Raw genomic sequence first — 15,753 nt, forward strand, 5'->3', positions numbered from 1 at the left:
ATTACACATTTTATTGTTATTGAATGTGTCTACCTATATCAGCATAAGACAGACTGATAATCAATTAAAGTACAAAAAGAAACAGCTACCCTTTCCATTCTCGGATTCTACCGAGATATGGCCGCCATGCAAGGTGATTATTTGCTTACAGATGCTTAAACCGATACCCGAGCCGGAGGGCTTGGTGGTGAAGAAAGGTACAAAAACCCGGTCGATAACCTCGGGTAAGACACCGATACCGTTGTCTCGCACGGTAAAGACGAGTTCGTTTCCCTCCCGCTGAGCCGCCACGATAATCTCGGGGTTTGACTTTTCCGCACAAGCCTCACAAGCATTCTTCAGTAAGTTCAAGAAGACCTGCTCCATCTGCGCCCGATCCGCAAACCATTCCAAAGGCTCGTCCGGCAAGCGGAAACGGATAGAAGGCTCCGGGCACAAACGCCTTAAATCCGAAAAGAAATCTTTCACTAAGATACGGGTCTTTACCGGAGAGGCGATCCGGGTCAATCTCCGGTAATTCTCAACGAAATCCAGCAACCCTTTACTCCGGCGATGGATGACATTCACCCCATGCTGGATATACGAACGATTCCGGACATCATCCGGATCTGCTTTGCAACGCTTGCTCAAAGTCTCGGACAACGAGATAACGGGTGTGATGGAGTTCATGATCTCGTGCGTCAAGACACGGATCAATTTCTGCCAAGCCTCCATCTCATTCCGCTCCAAGGTAGAATGGATGTTCTTCAAGCTGACGATCCAACGCTCGCAACCTCGCAAGTCGATACGAGTGGCATCGATCGCCCAATCTTGCGGAACGGATGGTTTTCCGTAACGCACCACCGTCTTCCCCGCCTTGATAGCCTCCAAGAACTCATTGGGTAACCGACACCTCGTATCCAGCAACGCGTCGGCGGCCCGGTTCTTCCATTCAATAGCCCCTTCCCTGTCAGTAACGAGTACGGCAGTGTCCACCTTATTCAACAGACTCTCAAAATACTGCCGCCTCACCTCCTCGTCCATCAATCGGCCACGCAAGGATCGCAGGGCCGCGGACAAATCGTCCGCCAACTCCCGCATCACCTTATCCTCGTAAGGTGAACGAACGATCTGGATCAAGTCTTGCTGCCGCAAGCAATCCACCACATAACGCCAATACTTCACCTGCCGCATCTGTATGAAATAAAGATGAATCGAGAAATACAAGATCGCGATCCCGCAAAAAGTAGGACAAAAGATAATCTCCTCATGCACGCAATAGAACAGGAGTCCCGTAGACAAGACGATGCCTAGGATGTGCGAGACGACCGTGAACGCATACGATCTCATAAGCCGAACTTCTCTATTTTACGATACAAGGAAAAACGGGTGATACCCAATAGCTCGGCGGCATAGCTCATATTACCGTTGCTTTGCCGCAAGGCTCGCTCAATGATTTTCCGCTCGGCTTGTTCCAGATTCAAATCAGGGTCCGGTTCCTTCTTTCGCTCGTACGAGGCCGTATAGAGAGGGAAATCATCCGGTCTCAGCACCGTGCCCTCGTTCAAGATCACGGCTCGCTCCAAAACATGCTGCAACTCCCGGACATTACCGGGCCAAGGGTATTTCATCAGCTTACTCCCCGCCTCCCGGCTCAACCCTTTGATCGTTTTCTTGTATTTCCGGCTATACAGCCTCTGGAAATGATCGGCCAGCATCAAGATATCCTCTCCCCGCTCACGCAGCGGTGGTATGGCTATCTCTATGGTATTGATCCGATAGAGCAAGTCTTGCCGGAAACTCCCCTCGCCCACCAGCTGACGCAGATTGGCGTTGGTGGCGCAGATCAAACGGACATCGATCGAGATCGGCTCCACCGCTCCCAAACGGGTGATATGACGTTTCTCTATAGCCGTCAACAATTTAGACTGCATCGGCAAGGACAGGTTACCGATCTCGTCCAGAAAGAGCGTACCACCGGAGGCCATCTCCATCCGTCCCGACTTAGACCGTCGGGCATCCGTGAAGGCTCCTTTCTCATAGCCGAACAACTCACTCTCAAATAATTGTTCCGGGATGCTTCCCAAATCGATCGTCACGAAAGCATCGTCACGCCGGGGCGAGTAATGCCTCAACAAACGGGCAACCAAATCTTTTCCCGTACCGCTCTCGCCGGTAATTAATATATTCGCGTCAGTCTCCACGAGTTTGTAGATCGTATCCTTTACCTTCAGCATCGCTGGCGACTCACCGATCAATTCCGGCAATGTGTCGTCCGCCTTCATGGCTTTCACCTGCTCCCGCAAACGTCCGACCTCCTTACGGGAATGGCTCAATCGAATGCCCGACGAGAGGGTAGCCAGCAACTTCTCCGTTTCCCACGGCTTGGAGATGAAATCGGTAGCGCCAACCTTAATGGCCTTGACCGCCTTCTCTATATCCGAATAGGCCGTCATGAAGATCACGACCGCCTGCGGATCGATCTCCAAGATTTGTCCCAAATACTCAAAACCCTCCTGCCCGCTCACGGCATCCCGATGGAAATTCATATCCAGCAAGACCACGTCCGGTTGAAACGTCCGCATGAAATACTCGATGCGTGCCGGTTGTGTCGTTACCTTGACCTTTTGCATGTACGGCTCCAACAGTAAGTTCAATGCGAACAACACATCCTTATTATCGTCGATGATCAATATCTTTCCTTTTTCTTCCATACGGACAAAGATAAAGGGAATAAAGACAGCTTGTACGTGCATTATCGCACAAAAAATGTACGCTATCGCACTACATGAAGAAATACAGATTTTTCTATGATTCTATTTTCTAATACGTTACATTTATGGCATAATATTTGAGTCGGATTCAGCGAAATTGAGTCATCAGCGATATCATCAAAAAACGGAATTGCCATGTTAATACATTACTGTGTCATTGCCTTCAAAAACATCTGGAAGTATAAAGTCAGCGCCTCCATCAGTATCCTAGGGCTGGCTTTCGCCCTCGTCTGTTTCGTGCCCATACTCTATTGGATGGATCATGAGACCACTTACGATTCTTTCTACAAGGATTCCGAATCCATCTACCGTGTCTATAGCGCCGAGAAACAATCCGGGAAAGTAAATAAAGGCTCCTCTAAAGGCATCGAGAATAGCTTACGCCAGTATATCCCAGCAATCGAGGCTTCTACCGTAGTAATGCTTTCGCCGGAAAATTGCCGAACCCCAAAAATACCTTATATCCAGCTGAATATGCTTTATTCCGACAGTACGTTTTTGGACGTATTCCCGCAAACATTCGTTTGTGGCGAGATCGACCATCCGTTACAAATCACGAATACAATGATCCTAAGCGAAAGTATGGCAACCCGCCTGTTTGGTGAAGCGGAAAAGGCAATCGGGCAACAAATCCAGACCTTGATGAATACCTCCTTGCCCCCTTACACCGTCACGGCCGTTGTCAAGGATTCACCATCCCATACCAACTTACCGTTCGATGCGATTATCAACCATAACATGATACAATATTTCGCCCAGTTACCACCCGAGGCACAATGGAGCTTCTTTGTCATGAGCTTGTACGTTAAGCTCCATCCGAGTGTAACTACAGAAACCCTTGCTAACCAAATTAAAGATGTGCCCGAACGTGTTGGGGTGAACAAGGAGATCGAGTTGCGAACACTCCCCATCCGTGAGATCCGGCATCATCTGAATGAAGATACACCCTTTACCTTAAATTTCATCGGCTTGTTTGTCGTATCTGGTGCCCTATTATTGTTTGCCGCCCTCTTCAATTTCTTGAATTCCTATATGGATCTCTTTCGGCAACGTGTGCGGGAATGGCGTTTACGAACGGTCAACGGCGCAACGAGAAAGCAATTGATCGAACAAATGTCTGTCGAGCTAGGCTGTTCCGTACTTGCATCCTTGTTGGTAGCCTTGATCTTCATAGTCCAAGTCAAGCCGCTTTTCGCCCGATGGCTGGAGATTGATTTGGAGATGGGCCGGTTCCTGTTTCTTTTCGCAGGGGTAGGTATAGATACATTCCTCATCCTCCAATGTGCAGGATTAGTATTCTTCGGGCAGTTCAGCCATACGGCAACCACCTCGCTCGTTCCCAAAGAGACAGTCAAACCCCTTTTGTTACGCCGCATGGCCGTGACCTTACAATTGATGATCAGTATCCTGTTCATCGTAGCATCGCTGGTTGTCATGGAGCAAATGCGATTCGTAAATCAAAAAGATTTAGGTTTCGATCCAAAAGGCCTTATCCAACTATCCGGCTTCGTAGACGTATCCGGGAAAATAGAATCCACGTTGATGCAAGAGTTAAGTGCCCTGCCGCAGGTCAAAAGTTTCACCGACACGAACTTTAAGCCTCAACATCATGTCGATCCCATGGCGATCTTCACGAATGTGGAATGGGAGGGAAAACCGCTGGACACAAAGGTGGACTTCCACCTCTATGGAACCGATCACCGATTTGGTGAGACCTTCGACCTAAAGATGTTAATGGGCCGATGGTGGACAGAAGGCAACGAACTTAGTGTCGTGCTCAACGAGTCGGCGGTTCGTGCCATGGGCTTACAAGACCCAGTCGGCAGCATCATCCGTATGCCGTGGTGGTCAGATTTCAGCGTGATCAAAGAATACGAGATCGTCGGTGTCGTCAACGATTTCCATGCGCTATCTTTCCGGGAAAGTATCCATCCGATGCTATTCATTCCTTCGGGTGGACTGGTGAATAATCTGTATATCCGGGTCATACCGGGCGAGGAAGGAAACATCGCCCACCATATCACGGAGCTACTGCCCAAGATAGACCCGACATTAGCGGATACCCGGATCACCCCGATCGGAACGCTTTACGATCAACTGAACCAATCCGAGATCGTCGGGCTGAAAATATTCTCGTTCCTCGCTTTCGCCTGTTTGCTAATCTCCTTGTTCGGCATCTACGCCGTCGCTACAGCCTCCACGAAACGGCGGCGTAAAGAGATCGCTATCCGGAAAGTAGTAGGCTCGAAAGCCTCCGAGATCATTTTCTTGTTCTTCAAGGAATACATGCGATTAATTGTCATCGCCGGAATCATCGCTTTCCCGATCAGCTATCTCGTCATGAACTACTGGTTGCAAGGCTACGCCTATCGCATCCAAATCCATATCTGGTGGTTGGTGGGAATATTCATCACCATTACCAGCATGGTTCTAGGTACGATACGTGAACAGGTATGTAAGGCAGCCAATGAGAATCCGTCGGAAGTCATCAAGAGTCAATGAATGCCTATGAAAACTACAGACTATTCACGATCAGCTTGATAATACCAAGGATTTTATGTAAGTTCGCGATTCCTAAATATATAATAGAATATGGAACATCCATTGAATATTTACAACACGCTTACGAGAAAGAAGGAGCAATTCATACCCCTGCACGAGCCGCATGTAGGTATGTACGTATGTGGCCCCACGGTTTATGGTGACGCCCACTTGGGACACGCACGTCCGGCGATCACGTTCGACTTGCTATTCCGTTACCTTACCCACCTAGGATATAAAGTGCGTTATGTACGTAATATAACGGATGTAGGGCATCTGGAGCACGATGCCGATGATGGGGAGGATAAGATCGCCAAGAAGGCACGGCTAGAACAGTTGGAGCCGATGGAAGTGGTTCAATATTACCTCAATCGTTATCATCAAGCGATGGATGCGCTGAACGTACTTCCTCCCAGCATCGAGCCGCACGCTTCCGGACATATTATCGAACAAATCGAGTTAGTCAAGAAGATTCTGGATAACGGCTACGCTTACGAGAGTCAAGGCTCCGTCTATTTCGACGTAGAGAAATATAATAAAGATCATAAATACGGCATCCTCTCGGGTCGCAATATCGAGGATATGTTGAATACGACCCGCGCGTTGGACGGGCAGGACGAGAAGCATAACGCCATCGACTTCGCCCTTTGGAAATGCGCCCAGCCGGAGCATATCATGCGTTGGCCGTCTCCGTGGAGCGACGGCTTCCCCGGTTGGCACTGCGAATGTACCGCTATGGGCAAGAAATACCTCGGGGAGCATTTCGACATCCACGGGGGTGGCATGGACTTGATCTTCCCGCACCATGAATGCGAGATCGCGCAAGCCGTGGCTTCCCAAGGAGATGATATGGTTCATTATTGGATGCACAACAATATGATCACCATCAACGGGCAGAAGATGGGTAAGTCGCTGGGCAATTTCATCACGCTGGATCAATTTTTCACGGGCGATCACGCCTCCTTGCAACAAGCGTATTCCGCCATGACCATCCGTTTCTTCATCCTGCAAGCGCATTACCGCAGCACGGTTGATTTCAGCAATGAGGCTTTGCAAGCTGCCGAGAAGGGCTTGTCACGCTTGATGGAGGCATACGGACATTTGATGAAGTTGAAACCGTCCGCTACCTCTACTGTAGACACGAGAGGTCTTCGTGAGAAATGTTTCGAGGCCATGAATGACGATTTGAACTCACCGATCGTGATTTCTCATCTATTCGATGCCGCCCGTGCGATCAATTCGATAAAAGACGGCAAGGCTACCATAACCGAGGAGGACCTGAAAGAATTACAAGAGGTATTCCACTTGTTCTTGTTCGACATCCTAGGTATGAAAGACGAGGCTTCCGCAGGTGGCAGTAATTACGAGACTTTCAGCAAGGCCGTAGACTTATTATTATCCATCCGCCAACAAGCGAAGGCAAACAAAGACTGGGCGACTTCCGATAAAATCCGTAACGAATTAACCGCGATGGGATTCGAGATAAAGGATACCAAGGATGGTGCGGAATGGAAACTAAGCAAATAAGCTATGACGATTCAAGAGTTTCTTCAAGGTGACAAATTCGCCTTGCTAGCGGGTGTAGAACTATTGGAAACCGGTAATGGTTACGCGAAGGCACGTATGCTTATTAAACCGGAACATCTGAATGGAGGTGGCGTATGTCAAGGAGGAGCGATCTTTACCTTGGCGGATTTAGCGTTCGCGGCAGCTACCAATAGCCACGCACGACTTACCTTGTCCATCACCTCCACTATCAATTTTTTCAAAGCCGAGAGCAAGGGCTATTTATATGCGGAGGCAAAAGAGGCTTTCAGCCATAAAAGATTAGCGAATTGCGAAGTCCGGATCACGAATGAGAGCGGAGAATTAATCGCTACTTTTAACGGTACGGGTTACCGGAAAGATACGGAATTGCCTTTCGAACCATTGGTGTAAAATCATTCAAACCTAATAAAGAAAGCCTTTGGGAACGAATTCTCAAAGGCTTTTCTCATTTATAGGGCCTTCTATAACTCACTCTATTTCAAAAATTAAAATCTAAATGTCATATAACAATTGACCATTTGTCACAACAGCCCCCCCGTTTTAGCTCCTTTATTCCAAAAACATAAATTACATTTGCTCTTGTACAAACGGGGCCTACAACATAAGCCTTCTGTTTCATAAGAACTATCCCTATCCATATAAAGCATTCCCGCCCCAACTCTCAACCGAGTTGGGGACTTCGGGAATAAAATAAAGAGAATCTCAATCCAAAGAAAAACGGTACTCAGTAATATGCCGGTACTTTTTCGTCTCATCAATCAAGATAGAAGGGAAAGAGGGCTGGTTGGGAGCATCCGGATAACCCTGAGGTTCGATAGCGATACCAGCACTAGCATAATAGCGAGTTTGCTCCTTCCCGATATCTGTTCCATCCATAAAATAGCCATTATACACTTGAACAGAGGGCTGATTGGTATAAATCTCCATCTTTCTTCCGCTAATTTCATCCGACAAACGAGCGGCAAAGCTCAATCCGCCCTCTTCCGCTTCATCCAAAGCATAAGCTAGAGAGAAACCTTTACCCTTCTGTATTTGAGAATGTTCCCGCATTAACGACGAGGCTATAGTACGAGATACACGGAAATCCAGCAGTGTATCATCAACCGGCAACAGCTGCCCGGTCGGGATCAGCTCGCTGTCGCAAGCAATAATAGCAGAGGCATTGAGAACAAGCAAATGGGATAATACATTCATTTCACCAGGTATCAAGGAAGAGGATTGCAAGTTGAAAAAAGCATGATTCGTCAAGTTAACAGGAGTCGGACGATCAGTCGTTGCTTCACATTCCATCCTGAGAGCATTATCTTCCCTCAGCGAATAAGTAACTTTTACATGCAGGTTGCCGGGATAACCCTCCTCACCGTTTTGTGAAATATTTGTGAACTCGACCGCCTCCTCTCCCAAGGGGGTAATATAGGTATGGGATTTCCAATAACAGTTATGAAAAGCATTGATTCCACCGTGTAAATGGTTACGAACAGGTGTACCATAGGCATCATTGGAAGCTAGCGGATACTCCCGCTTTCCTATTTTGAAATGCGCATTACTGATTCGTCCGCAAACACGGCCTACAATGGCACCGTGATATCTTTCCCCCGCTTTCAGATAACCATCGATCGTATCGAACCCAAGGATAACATCAGACAAGTTACCGTTACGGTCGGGTGTCCACATACTGACCCAACGGGCACCATAGTTGGTGAACTGAGCGACAAGCCCATTACGGTTCCTTAACGTAATCAGTTCAGCGGAAGAAGTCGGGCTTCCTCCGCTGAAGGTTGATGCAGATAGTAATTTCATCAACAAGACTATGTTTATTGTTTTACTATTTTAAATATACCACTCTTAAACGCCCCACGAACAGGGAATTGGATGCCGATATCCATCAGTTGGGCTCCTTTATATGTTCCATCTATCCCTTCAACTTTATAAGAAACTTCCGGCTGAAGCCCACGTAACTTTATCAATTTAGATCGTTTCGTCTGGAGTATCGCATTATCCGGATATTCTGCCAGGTTATATACAAACACAACCGCCTCAGTCTTTGCCTTATTTACAAACTGGAGTACGCTCCGGTTATTCTCATAAGGTGAAACCAAACGATAAAGGTCACCATTGTGAACTGTTTCCCGGATTTCTTTATAACGGGCAATTTTCTCACGTGCCACAGCTTTTTCCTTGTCAGTCCATTTCGTTATATCATAACCAACGCCCAGCACCCCGCACATAGATACATCAAATTTAAATTCCAACGGGTGATTCTGCTTATGCCAATCTTCATGTGTCACCCAGCTAATCATTGAATTAGAAGGGAACGCATTCAGGAAAGCATATTGTATAAATGTCCTCTCCACCGGATCTGTATTGTCGCTGGCCCAAGAGAAATCAGTACGTGCCATCATCCCTAGGTCAACCCTACCACCTCCACTCGCACAATTTTCAAACCATACATCCGGGAATTCAGCACGTAGAGTTTCCAGTAAACGATATAAGTTTTCTACATATTTAATACGGACTGCCCGTTGTTCATCCGATGGAGCAGAAGGAAATCCCGGATCAGTCAAGGATTTATTCATGTCCCATTTAATAAATTTGATATTATTCTCACGCAATAATTTAGAGAAGCTATCGTACAAATATTGATATACATCCTCACGCGCAAGGTTCAACATCAACTGATTGCGCCCTTCATGACGTGTCCGGTTAGGATAATGGAATACCCAGTCCGGGTGGGTCCGGTACAAATCACTATTCGGATTAACCATTTCCGGTTCTATCCAAATGCCAAAATCCAATCCCATCGCATTAATCTTATCAATCATGGGCTGCAAGCCATTTGGAAATTTATTCTTATCGACCGTCCAATCCCCTAGTCCGCCTTTATCATTAATACGGCCTTTAAACCAACCATCATCAATCACAAAGATCTCCACACCCAGTTCCTTCGCTATTTTCGCTAAAGCTAATTGATGCTCTTCATTCACGTCAAATGTCGTAGCATACCAACTATTATACAATACCGGACGTACTTTCGAACGATGAGAGGGATAAAGAATCTTCTCACGCGTATAAGAAGCCAAGTTTTGAGAAACCCCTTCCATTCCCCGGCAAGTATAACCGATGATCATCTTAGGAGTTGTAAAGCTTTTCCCCGGTTTAAGCATCAGCGACTGATCCCAAAAGTTAATTCCTCCTGTTACCTGAAGCTCTCCGCGAGGATACTTTTCAAGATCCATACGCCAGTTACCGCTATACTGGAGGCTACCAAACCACACCTCTCCACAAGTTTCCATCTGTTCACCTTCAGGACGAACCGCAAAGAAAGAGGAACCGAAAGACCGGAAATCTTTCACTTGAAAAGTTTTCACTCCTTGAGTCAGTTTTGTAACATTCGGCTGATATTCATATCCCCATATACCCGCCAAATGTGTCAACTCATAGGCATTCTGAGGAAGAAAGAATGTTCCGGACTGTGCATTCTCTATTTCGATCATATCCTTTTTACCGGTATTTTTTACTTCCATCCACTTCTCCAGCAAGTCGTATTCGGGTAATACACGGATATATTCAGTCACCGATAACGGATAAAATTTATCTTTCTGGTGAATAACTAACGTCTTATATCCATCCACTGTCTGTATTTCCGAGCCGACATAAGTAAGCTCCACATCTCTTACCCGATCCTTAAAAACAATCTCAAGCATCGGAGTAGTTGCCGAATATCCACCTCTTACTGTCACTTCTTCTCCCAAAGGATAACGAAGCTTTGTCGGATCCTGACTTTTATTTCCAAAATAATACATACCTACCACTCCCTGATCCGAAGAACCGATTTGGTAAATAGACGACTTGGTTTCCAAAGTCCATGATTTCCCGTCATTAGCAGTGGTAATCGGTTCTGTTTGTGCTCGGATAATGCCCGTGGCAAAAACAAATAATACGATAAAAAACTTTTTCATAAACTTCATACTGATCTTTTAATTAGTTACTAAATATACTTGTTTTACCCATAAATTACCATCCGGGGTTTTGTGTCAGATTCACATTAACATCTCGTTGAGATTTAGGTATAGGCCAGAACTCATGCTTTCCTTCCTGAATATTCCCTTTAACCTGTGGGTTCCACTCCGGTGTACGGGTACAATAAACACCCCAACGCAACAAATCAAATTTTCGGTCACCTTCAAAACAAAGTTCCCAAGCCCTTTCTAACATTAAATGTTCTCTGAACGCATCTTTGCTCATTGTTTGTAAAGGTTCCAAACCCGCTCTTTCACGTACCATATTGATATATTCATAACATTTAGAATTACCCAACTCATTCAATACTTCGGCATACATCAACAAGACGTCCGCATAACGAATAATAGAATGGTCTAACCCACTCCCCTGTGAATTGTCATTAGGCATTTTTTCTCTAAACTTTTTAATATGAGGACGATAAAATGCGATATGCTGAGGATTCCCATTTTCATCTTTCGGAACGATCGCATCGAACTCATCCGGTATTTCTGCCGTTGAACTCCAATAAGTATATTTGAAACGTTTATCTTTTTCTTGATCATAACTATTATAAAAACGATCCGTAGGCAAGCCATTACTCCATCCACCGCCATAAGTCAAGCCAAATCCTTGAGCATAATACAACTCAAGCGGAGCAAACTCTGTATGCCATTGACTGCCCTGTCCGAAAGTTCCCCTCGTAAAATTTATGATCCAAACACCTTCATCACCAGGCCCTGTGGCCTCATCAAACAATTGAGAATATTCAGGAAGCAATCTATAATGCGCTCCATACGTTTTCTTCTCGACAAATTCTTCCAGCAGCACTCTCGCCTTTTCCATCTTGTCGGTTTGTTTCAATGGGTATCCAGCCATCGTCAAATAAACTTTTGCAAGCATAGCCGCTGCGCCGCCACTTGTGATACGCCCCCAATCAGATGCATTATTCCAACGATCAGGCAATACCTCTTTCGCATATTCCAGATCAGCGATAATCGCTTCATAGATGCTTTCCGGTGTTGCCCGCGAAACAGTTTTCAAAAACTCCAGATCAGTAGACGACTCCAATAATAGAGGAACACCATTATACACACGTACGGCATCAAAATAAAGAAAAGCCCGCAAAGCCCGTGCCTGGCCTTCGATCAGCTTCTTTTCTTCACCACTGATAGGTACATTCGGTAAAGCTTTTAATAGGTTATTGTCATCCTTCAAGTGATTATAAGTATATTTCCAAAAATCCTCCGGTATAGTTGAAGACGCATTAAAAGTCGATGGCAAACGAGCTATCTCATTATGGTGCGCCCAAGTAGACTTATCCGTTATTTCTTCTATATCTGTTCCCCATTCAAACCAACAAGGAGATGCCCAATTCGCAGAATACCGATCATAAGGAGCACGGTATACGGCATTTAAACCGGCATTGATATCATCCATTGTCTGATAGAAGTTGTCAGGCGAAAGAAACGACTTTGGTTCCTCTTTCAGAAAATCTTCGCAAGAAGCAAAGAATAAAGCACAGATGGGCAATATATATTTAATTGAATTCTTCATTGTAGTATAATCTTTAAAATTAGAACTTTAATTGTAATCCCAACATGTAGTTGGTAGTAATAGGATACGTACTCTTTCTGTCATTGTTCCAAATATCACCATCTTCCGGATCCAAGCCCGTATACTTAGTAAATGTAAACGGATTATTGACGGATGCATAAACCCTGAAATAAGACATACCGGCTTTCGATATAATTTTAGAAGGGATTGTATACCCTAATGTTATGTTCTTTATTTTCAAATAACTTCCGTCTTCCAGAAATTCACTGGTCGTAGTACTCAATCTGTTTTTTGAGGTAGCAGAAGCTCTCGGATATTTATTACTAGGATTGGAAGGAGTCCAGCGTTCCAACATTTCAATGCGGTTATTATCAACTCCGGCACCAGAAAGAAGTATATAATTGTTGCCATTATAAATATCACGTCCCTGTTCAAAAGTCATAAATACGCTCAAGTCAAAATTCTTATAAGCGAAATCATTCGTCATAGAGCCATAAAAATTCGGATAATAAGAACCAACAAACACACGGTCCTCATCATTTATTTTTCCGTCCTTATTCTGATCGATATATCTCACGTCACCTGGGACAGAACCATACTTCGCAGCCTCTTCCTTTTGATCTGATTGCCATATTCCGTCAGCCTGTATCATATACCGATTACCGATGCCAATAGGTTTACCTACCCAATGGCTCGTTCCAATTTTATCAGAACCATCTCCCAAAGAAGTCAGTTTGTTCTTATTAGTCGCAATCATGAAAGAAGTTTTCCAAACGAACTCTCCATCCAGATTAATCGAATTAATACCAAGCTCAACACCCCTGTTTCGCAAATTACCCATATTTACATAGGTACTTGGAAAGCCAGACACCGCAGGTATGTCAATAGCTCGTATCAAGTCTTTCGTATTTTTCGCATAATAATCAAATACAATATTTAAACGACGATTGAAAACAGAGAAATCAAGTCCTAAATCTAATTGTTTCGTTGTTTCCCATTTCAAATCTGCCGATGGCATATTCGATTCATAATAACCGGGGGCTTCCAGAGAATTAAAATTATAAGGCGCATATGATAATTTAGACATGGTTTGATAAGGTTCCAATGCATTCGCATTTCCTGAAAGTCCGTAACTGGCACGTAGTTTCATATCAGACAACCAATCAATATCTTTCATAAAATTCTCTTCGGAGACCTTCCAAGCAACAGCCCCACTAGGGAAATAGCCATATTTATTATTCTCTCCAAAGCGTGAGGAACCATCTACACGCATATTCCCTGTAAAAATATACTTATCTCGTAATGTATAAACGACCCTTCCAATATAAGAAACCATGCTCCACTCTTTTAAATTAGAAGACGGCTTACGAGCCGCAGCAGAACTTGCACCCAAATTAAATGATTCATATACATCACTCGCAAAACCAGAGGCTGAAGCAGTAACAGTTTCCCATCGATTCTGTTGAGCAGAAAAGCCTACAACAGCATCTATATTATGTATCTGGTTAAACGTTTTATTATACATCAAAGTCGTTTCACTGATCCAATTATAGTTTACAGAAGATGTCACCAATGCATAACCACCACTAATACGCCCGTTCACCTCATCTTCTCCACTGATAGAGCGGGGGTTATAAAAATTCTTTTTATAATTATCTATTTCACCTGATATTTGAGTTTTAAACCTCAATCCATCAATCAGTTTAACTTCTAAAGCCAAAGATGTATTAATCAAAGGTTCTATTTCATTATTTTTAGGTAATTCGGAAAAAGCCACAGGATTTGCCCGAGGAGTACCTAAAGCATTTTGAATCATCGCATAATACTCACCGTTCTCATTTCTAACAGGTGACATCGGATTACCTACCATAGCAGGAAACAGTACGTTTGTCTCGTTCGTACCTTTTTTAGCCATCAAGCTAATATTATTAAAAGTAGATACAGTAACACGGTCTCCAAATTTCTGCGAAGCATTAAAACGCAAACTACCACGTTTATATCCTGAATTATTAACAATACCTTGTTCATCAAAGAAACCGGCACCGACATGCACCTTAGTCGTTTCCGTACCAGAGCTGAAAGATACCTGGTAATTTTGTGTCAGCCGTGCCGATCCTGTTGTTTCCCTCCACCAATCTGTACTTTGCCCACGATCAAGCATCTGCTGCTCTGCAGGTAAGAAAGCGTTAGAAGGCATAGTTATTCCATCCATTTCATAGGATTCTCTACGCAATTGAGCAAACGACTGAGCATCCATCATTTCTATCGGATTATTAAAGAACTTAATACCACAATAAGCATTTACCTCTAAGACAGGTTTCCCTATTTTTCCGGATTTAGTAGTAATCAAAACAACTCCATTTGCGGCACGTGCCCCATAAATAGCAGTCGAAGACGCATCTTTCAAAATACTAACCGATTCAATATCATTAGGATTAATCGCATTCACTCCTCCACCAGACGCAATAGGAAAACCATCAACAATAAATAATGGGTCACCTCCTGAAAATGAATTTTTTCCACGAATACTTAACGAAACACTCGCACCCGGATCACGACTACTTTGTAAAGAATACAACCCCGGTGCATTACCTTGCAATGCCTGACTCAAATTAGCTGCTGGTAACTTCTGCAAGTCTTTGGAAGATACAGACGATACCGCACCTGACAAATTACTTTTCTTCACTGTACCATAACCTACAACAATTATTTCGTCAATAGCTTCCGAGTTTTCTTTCATAACAATATTCAAATCTTTTTGATCGGTTACACTCATTTCAACCGATTGCATACCGATATAAGAGAACACCAAGACACTACCTCGTGGAACTTCCAAACTAAATTTACCATCCATATCGGTAACAACTCCCTGCATCGTCCCTTTTACCACTACAGAAACCCCGATCAAAGGCATTCCTGTCGCATCACGCACGAGACCACTCACGACCCCATCTTGATTCATTATATTAATGTGCAAATTATTATCCCCAAAAACATAAGGAACAAATAAGCCACATTGGAGAGAGGCAGCCAATAACAGTCGGACAACTTTATGCCCAAATAGGGTATGAGAATATCTCCCTCTCTTATTCATCTCAATAATTTTCATAATACTAAAATGATTTAATTAATACTAGTTCCTGATCTCCCAAACATTCTTTTACCAAAAAAATCTAACTAAATCCGGACTTAAGGATACCACAAAGTAACACGATTCACTTAAAGTCATAAATAGATAAAATAATTATATGATGGACTATATTTTGACACAATACAAAAACACCCTTCATGTACCTGAACTCATATAACAAAAGCTCTCATTATACAAATCCACATAATATATGAATACTCAATG

Annotated in this window: 9 protein-coding genes; 3 read left to right on the forward strand and 6 right to left on the reverse strand. The window is 44.1% G+C overall.

Annotation, left to right across the window (positions count from 1 at the left end; all coding sequences use genetic code 11):
- Positions 1-60: 60 nt before the first annotated feature.
- Together DWY79_RS20850 and DWY79_RS20855 are read right to left on the reverse strand one after the other, a co-directional pair.
- The gene (locus tag DWY79_RS20850) at positions 61-1,329 is read right to left on the reverse strand and encodes a PAS domain-containing sensor histidine kinase (protein WP_122370299.1); all 1,269 of its coding nucleotides are present in this window, start codon (positions 1,327-1,329) and stop codon (positions 61-63) included.
- On the reverse strand, positions 1,326-2,693 hold the full coding sequence (locus DWY79_RS20855) for a sigma-54 dependent transcriptional regulator (protein WP_199705258.1): 1,368 nt from the start codon (positions 2,691-2,693) through the stop codon (positions 1,326-1,328). Before DWY79_RS20855 ends, DWY79_RS20850 begins: the two co-directional genes overlap by 4 nt.
- Before the next feature lie 195 nt (positions 2,694-2,888).
- Between DWY79_RS20855 and DWY79_RS20860 the strand changes: the two genes are divergently transcribed.
- From DWY79_RS20860 to DWY79_RS20870, 3 genes are all read left to right on the forward strand, one after another.
- A complete protein-coding gene (locus tag DWY79_RS20860) occupies positions 2,889-5,255 on the forward strand; it encodes an ABC transporter permease (protein WP_122370303.1) in 2,367 nt (788 codons plus the stop codon).
- A 90-nt stretch (positions 5,256-5,345) separates the two neighbouring features.
- Positions 5,346-6,821 carry a cysteine--tRNA ligase gene (gene cysS / locus DWY79_RS20865; RefSeq protein WP_122370305.1) on the forward strand — a complete coding sequence of 492 codons (1,476 nt, stop codon included), beginning with the start codon at positions 5,346-5,348 and terminating at the stop codon, positions 6,819-6,821.
- Between the two features lie 3 nt (positions 6,822-6,824).
- Positions 6,825-7,232, forward strand: a complete 408-nt coding sequence (locus DWY79_RS20870; RefSeq protein WP_008774306.1) for a PaaI family thioesterase — start codon at positions 6,825-6,827, stop codon at positions 7,230-7,232.
- A gap of 312 nt (positions 7,233-7,544) precedes the next feature.
- Here DWY79_RS20870 and DWY79_RS20875 read toward each other — a convergent pair whose 3' ends face one another.
- From DWY79_RS20875 to DWY79_RS20890, 4 genes are read right to left on the reverse strand one after another with little or no spacing between them, the layout of a single operon-like run.
- Positions 7,545-8,642, reverse strand: a complete 1,098-nt coding sequence (locus DWY79_RS20875; protein WP_227805646.1) for an aldose epimerase family protein — start codon at positions 8,640-8,642, stop codon at positions 7,545-7,547.
- Positions 8,643-8,656: 14 nt separating this feature from the next.
- Complete coding sequence (locus DWY79_RS20880) at positions 8,657-10,801, reverse strand: alpha-galactosidase (protein WP_008774304.1); 2,145 nt, start codon at positions 10,799-10,801, stop codon at positions 8,657-8,659.
- A 55-nt stretch (positions 10,802-10,856) separates the two neighbouring features.
- Entirely contained in the window at positions 10,857-12,398 is a 1,542-nt protein-coding gene (locus DWY79_RS20885; RefSeq protein ID WP_122370307.1) for a RagB/SusD family nutrient uptake outer membrane protein, read from the reverse strand.
- 19 nt (positions 12,399-12,417) lie between these two features.
- Positions 12,418-15,507, reverse strand: a complete 3,090-nt coding sequence (locus tag DWY79_RS20890) for a TonB-dependent receptor (RefSeq protein ID WP_121962214.1) — start codon at positions 15,505-15,507, stop codon at positions 12,418-12,420.
- Positions 15,508-15,753: the final 246 nt, after the last annotated feature.

It is taken from the genome of Parabacteroides sp. AF27-14 (assembly GCF_003635425.1).
GTDB classification, from domain to species: Bacteria; Bacteroidota; Bacteroidia; order Bacteroidales; family Tannerellaceae; genus Parabacteroides; species Parabacteroides distasonis.

Excerpts from the sequence above, each read along its gene's own strand:
- cysS (WP_122370305.1), top strand. The coding sequence starts at position 5,346 with ATGGAACATCCATTGAATATTTACAACACGCTTACGAGAAAGAAGGAG.
- DWY79_RS20885 (WP_122370307.1), bottom strand. The coding sequence starts at position 12,398 with ATGAAGAATTCAATTAAATATATATTGCCCATCTGTGCTTTATTCTTT.
- DWY79_RS20890 (WP_121962214.1), bottom strand. The coding sequence starts at position 15,507 with ATGAAAATTATTGAGATGAATAAGAGAGGGAGATATTCTCATACCCTA.
- DWY79_RS20870 (WP_008774306.1), top strand. The coding sequence starts at position 6,825 with ATGACGATTCAAGAGTTTCTTCAAGGTGACAAATTCGCCTTGCTAGCG.
- DWY79_RS20880 (WP_008774304.1), bottom strand. The coding sequence starts at position 10,801 with ATGAAAAAGTTTTTTATCGTATTATTTGTTTTTGCCACGGGCATTATC.
- DWY79_RS20850 (WP_122370299.1), bottom strand. The coding sequence starts at position 1,329 with ATGAGATCGTATGCGTTCACGGTCGTCTCGCACATCCTAGGCATCGTC.
- DWY79_RS20860 (WP_122370303.1), top strand. The coding sequence starts at position 2,889 with ATGTTAATACATTACTGTGTCATTGCCTTCAAAAACATCTGGAAGTAT.
- DWY79_RS20855 (WP_199705258.1), bottom strand. The coding sequence starts at position 2,693 with ATGGAAGAAAAAGGAAAGATATTGATCATCGACGATAATAAGGATGTG.
- DWY79_RS20875 (WP_227805646.1), bottom strand. The coding sequence starts at position 8,642 with ATGAAATTACTATCTGCATCAACCTTCAGCGGAGGAAGCCCGACTTCT.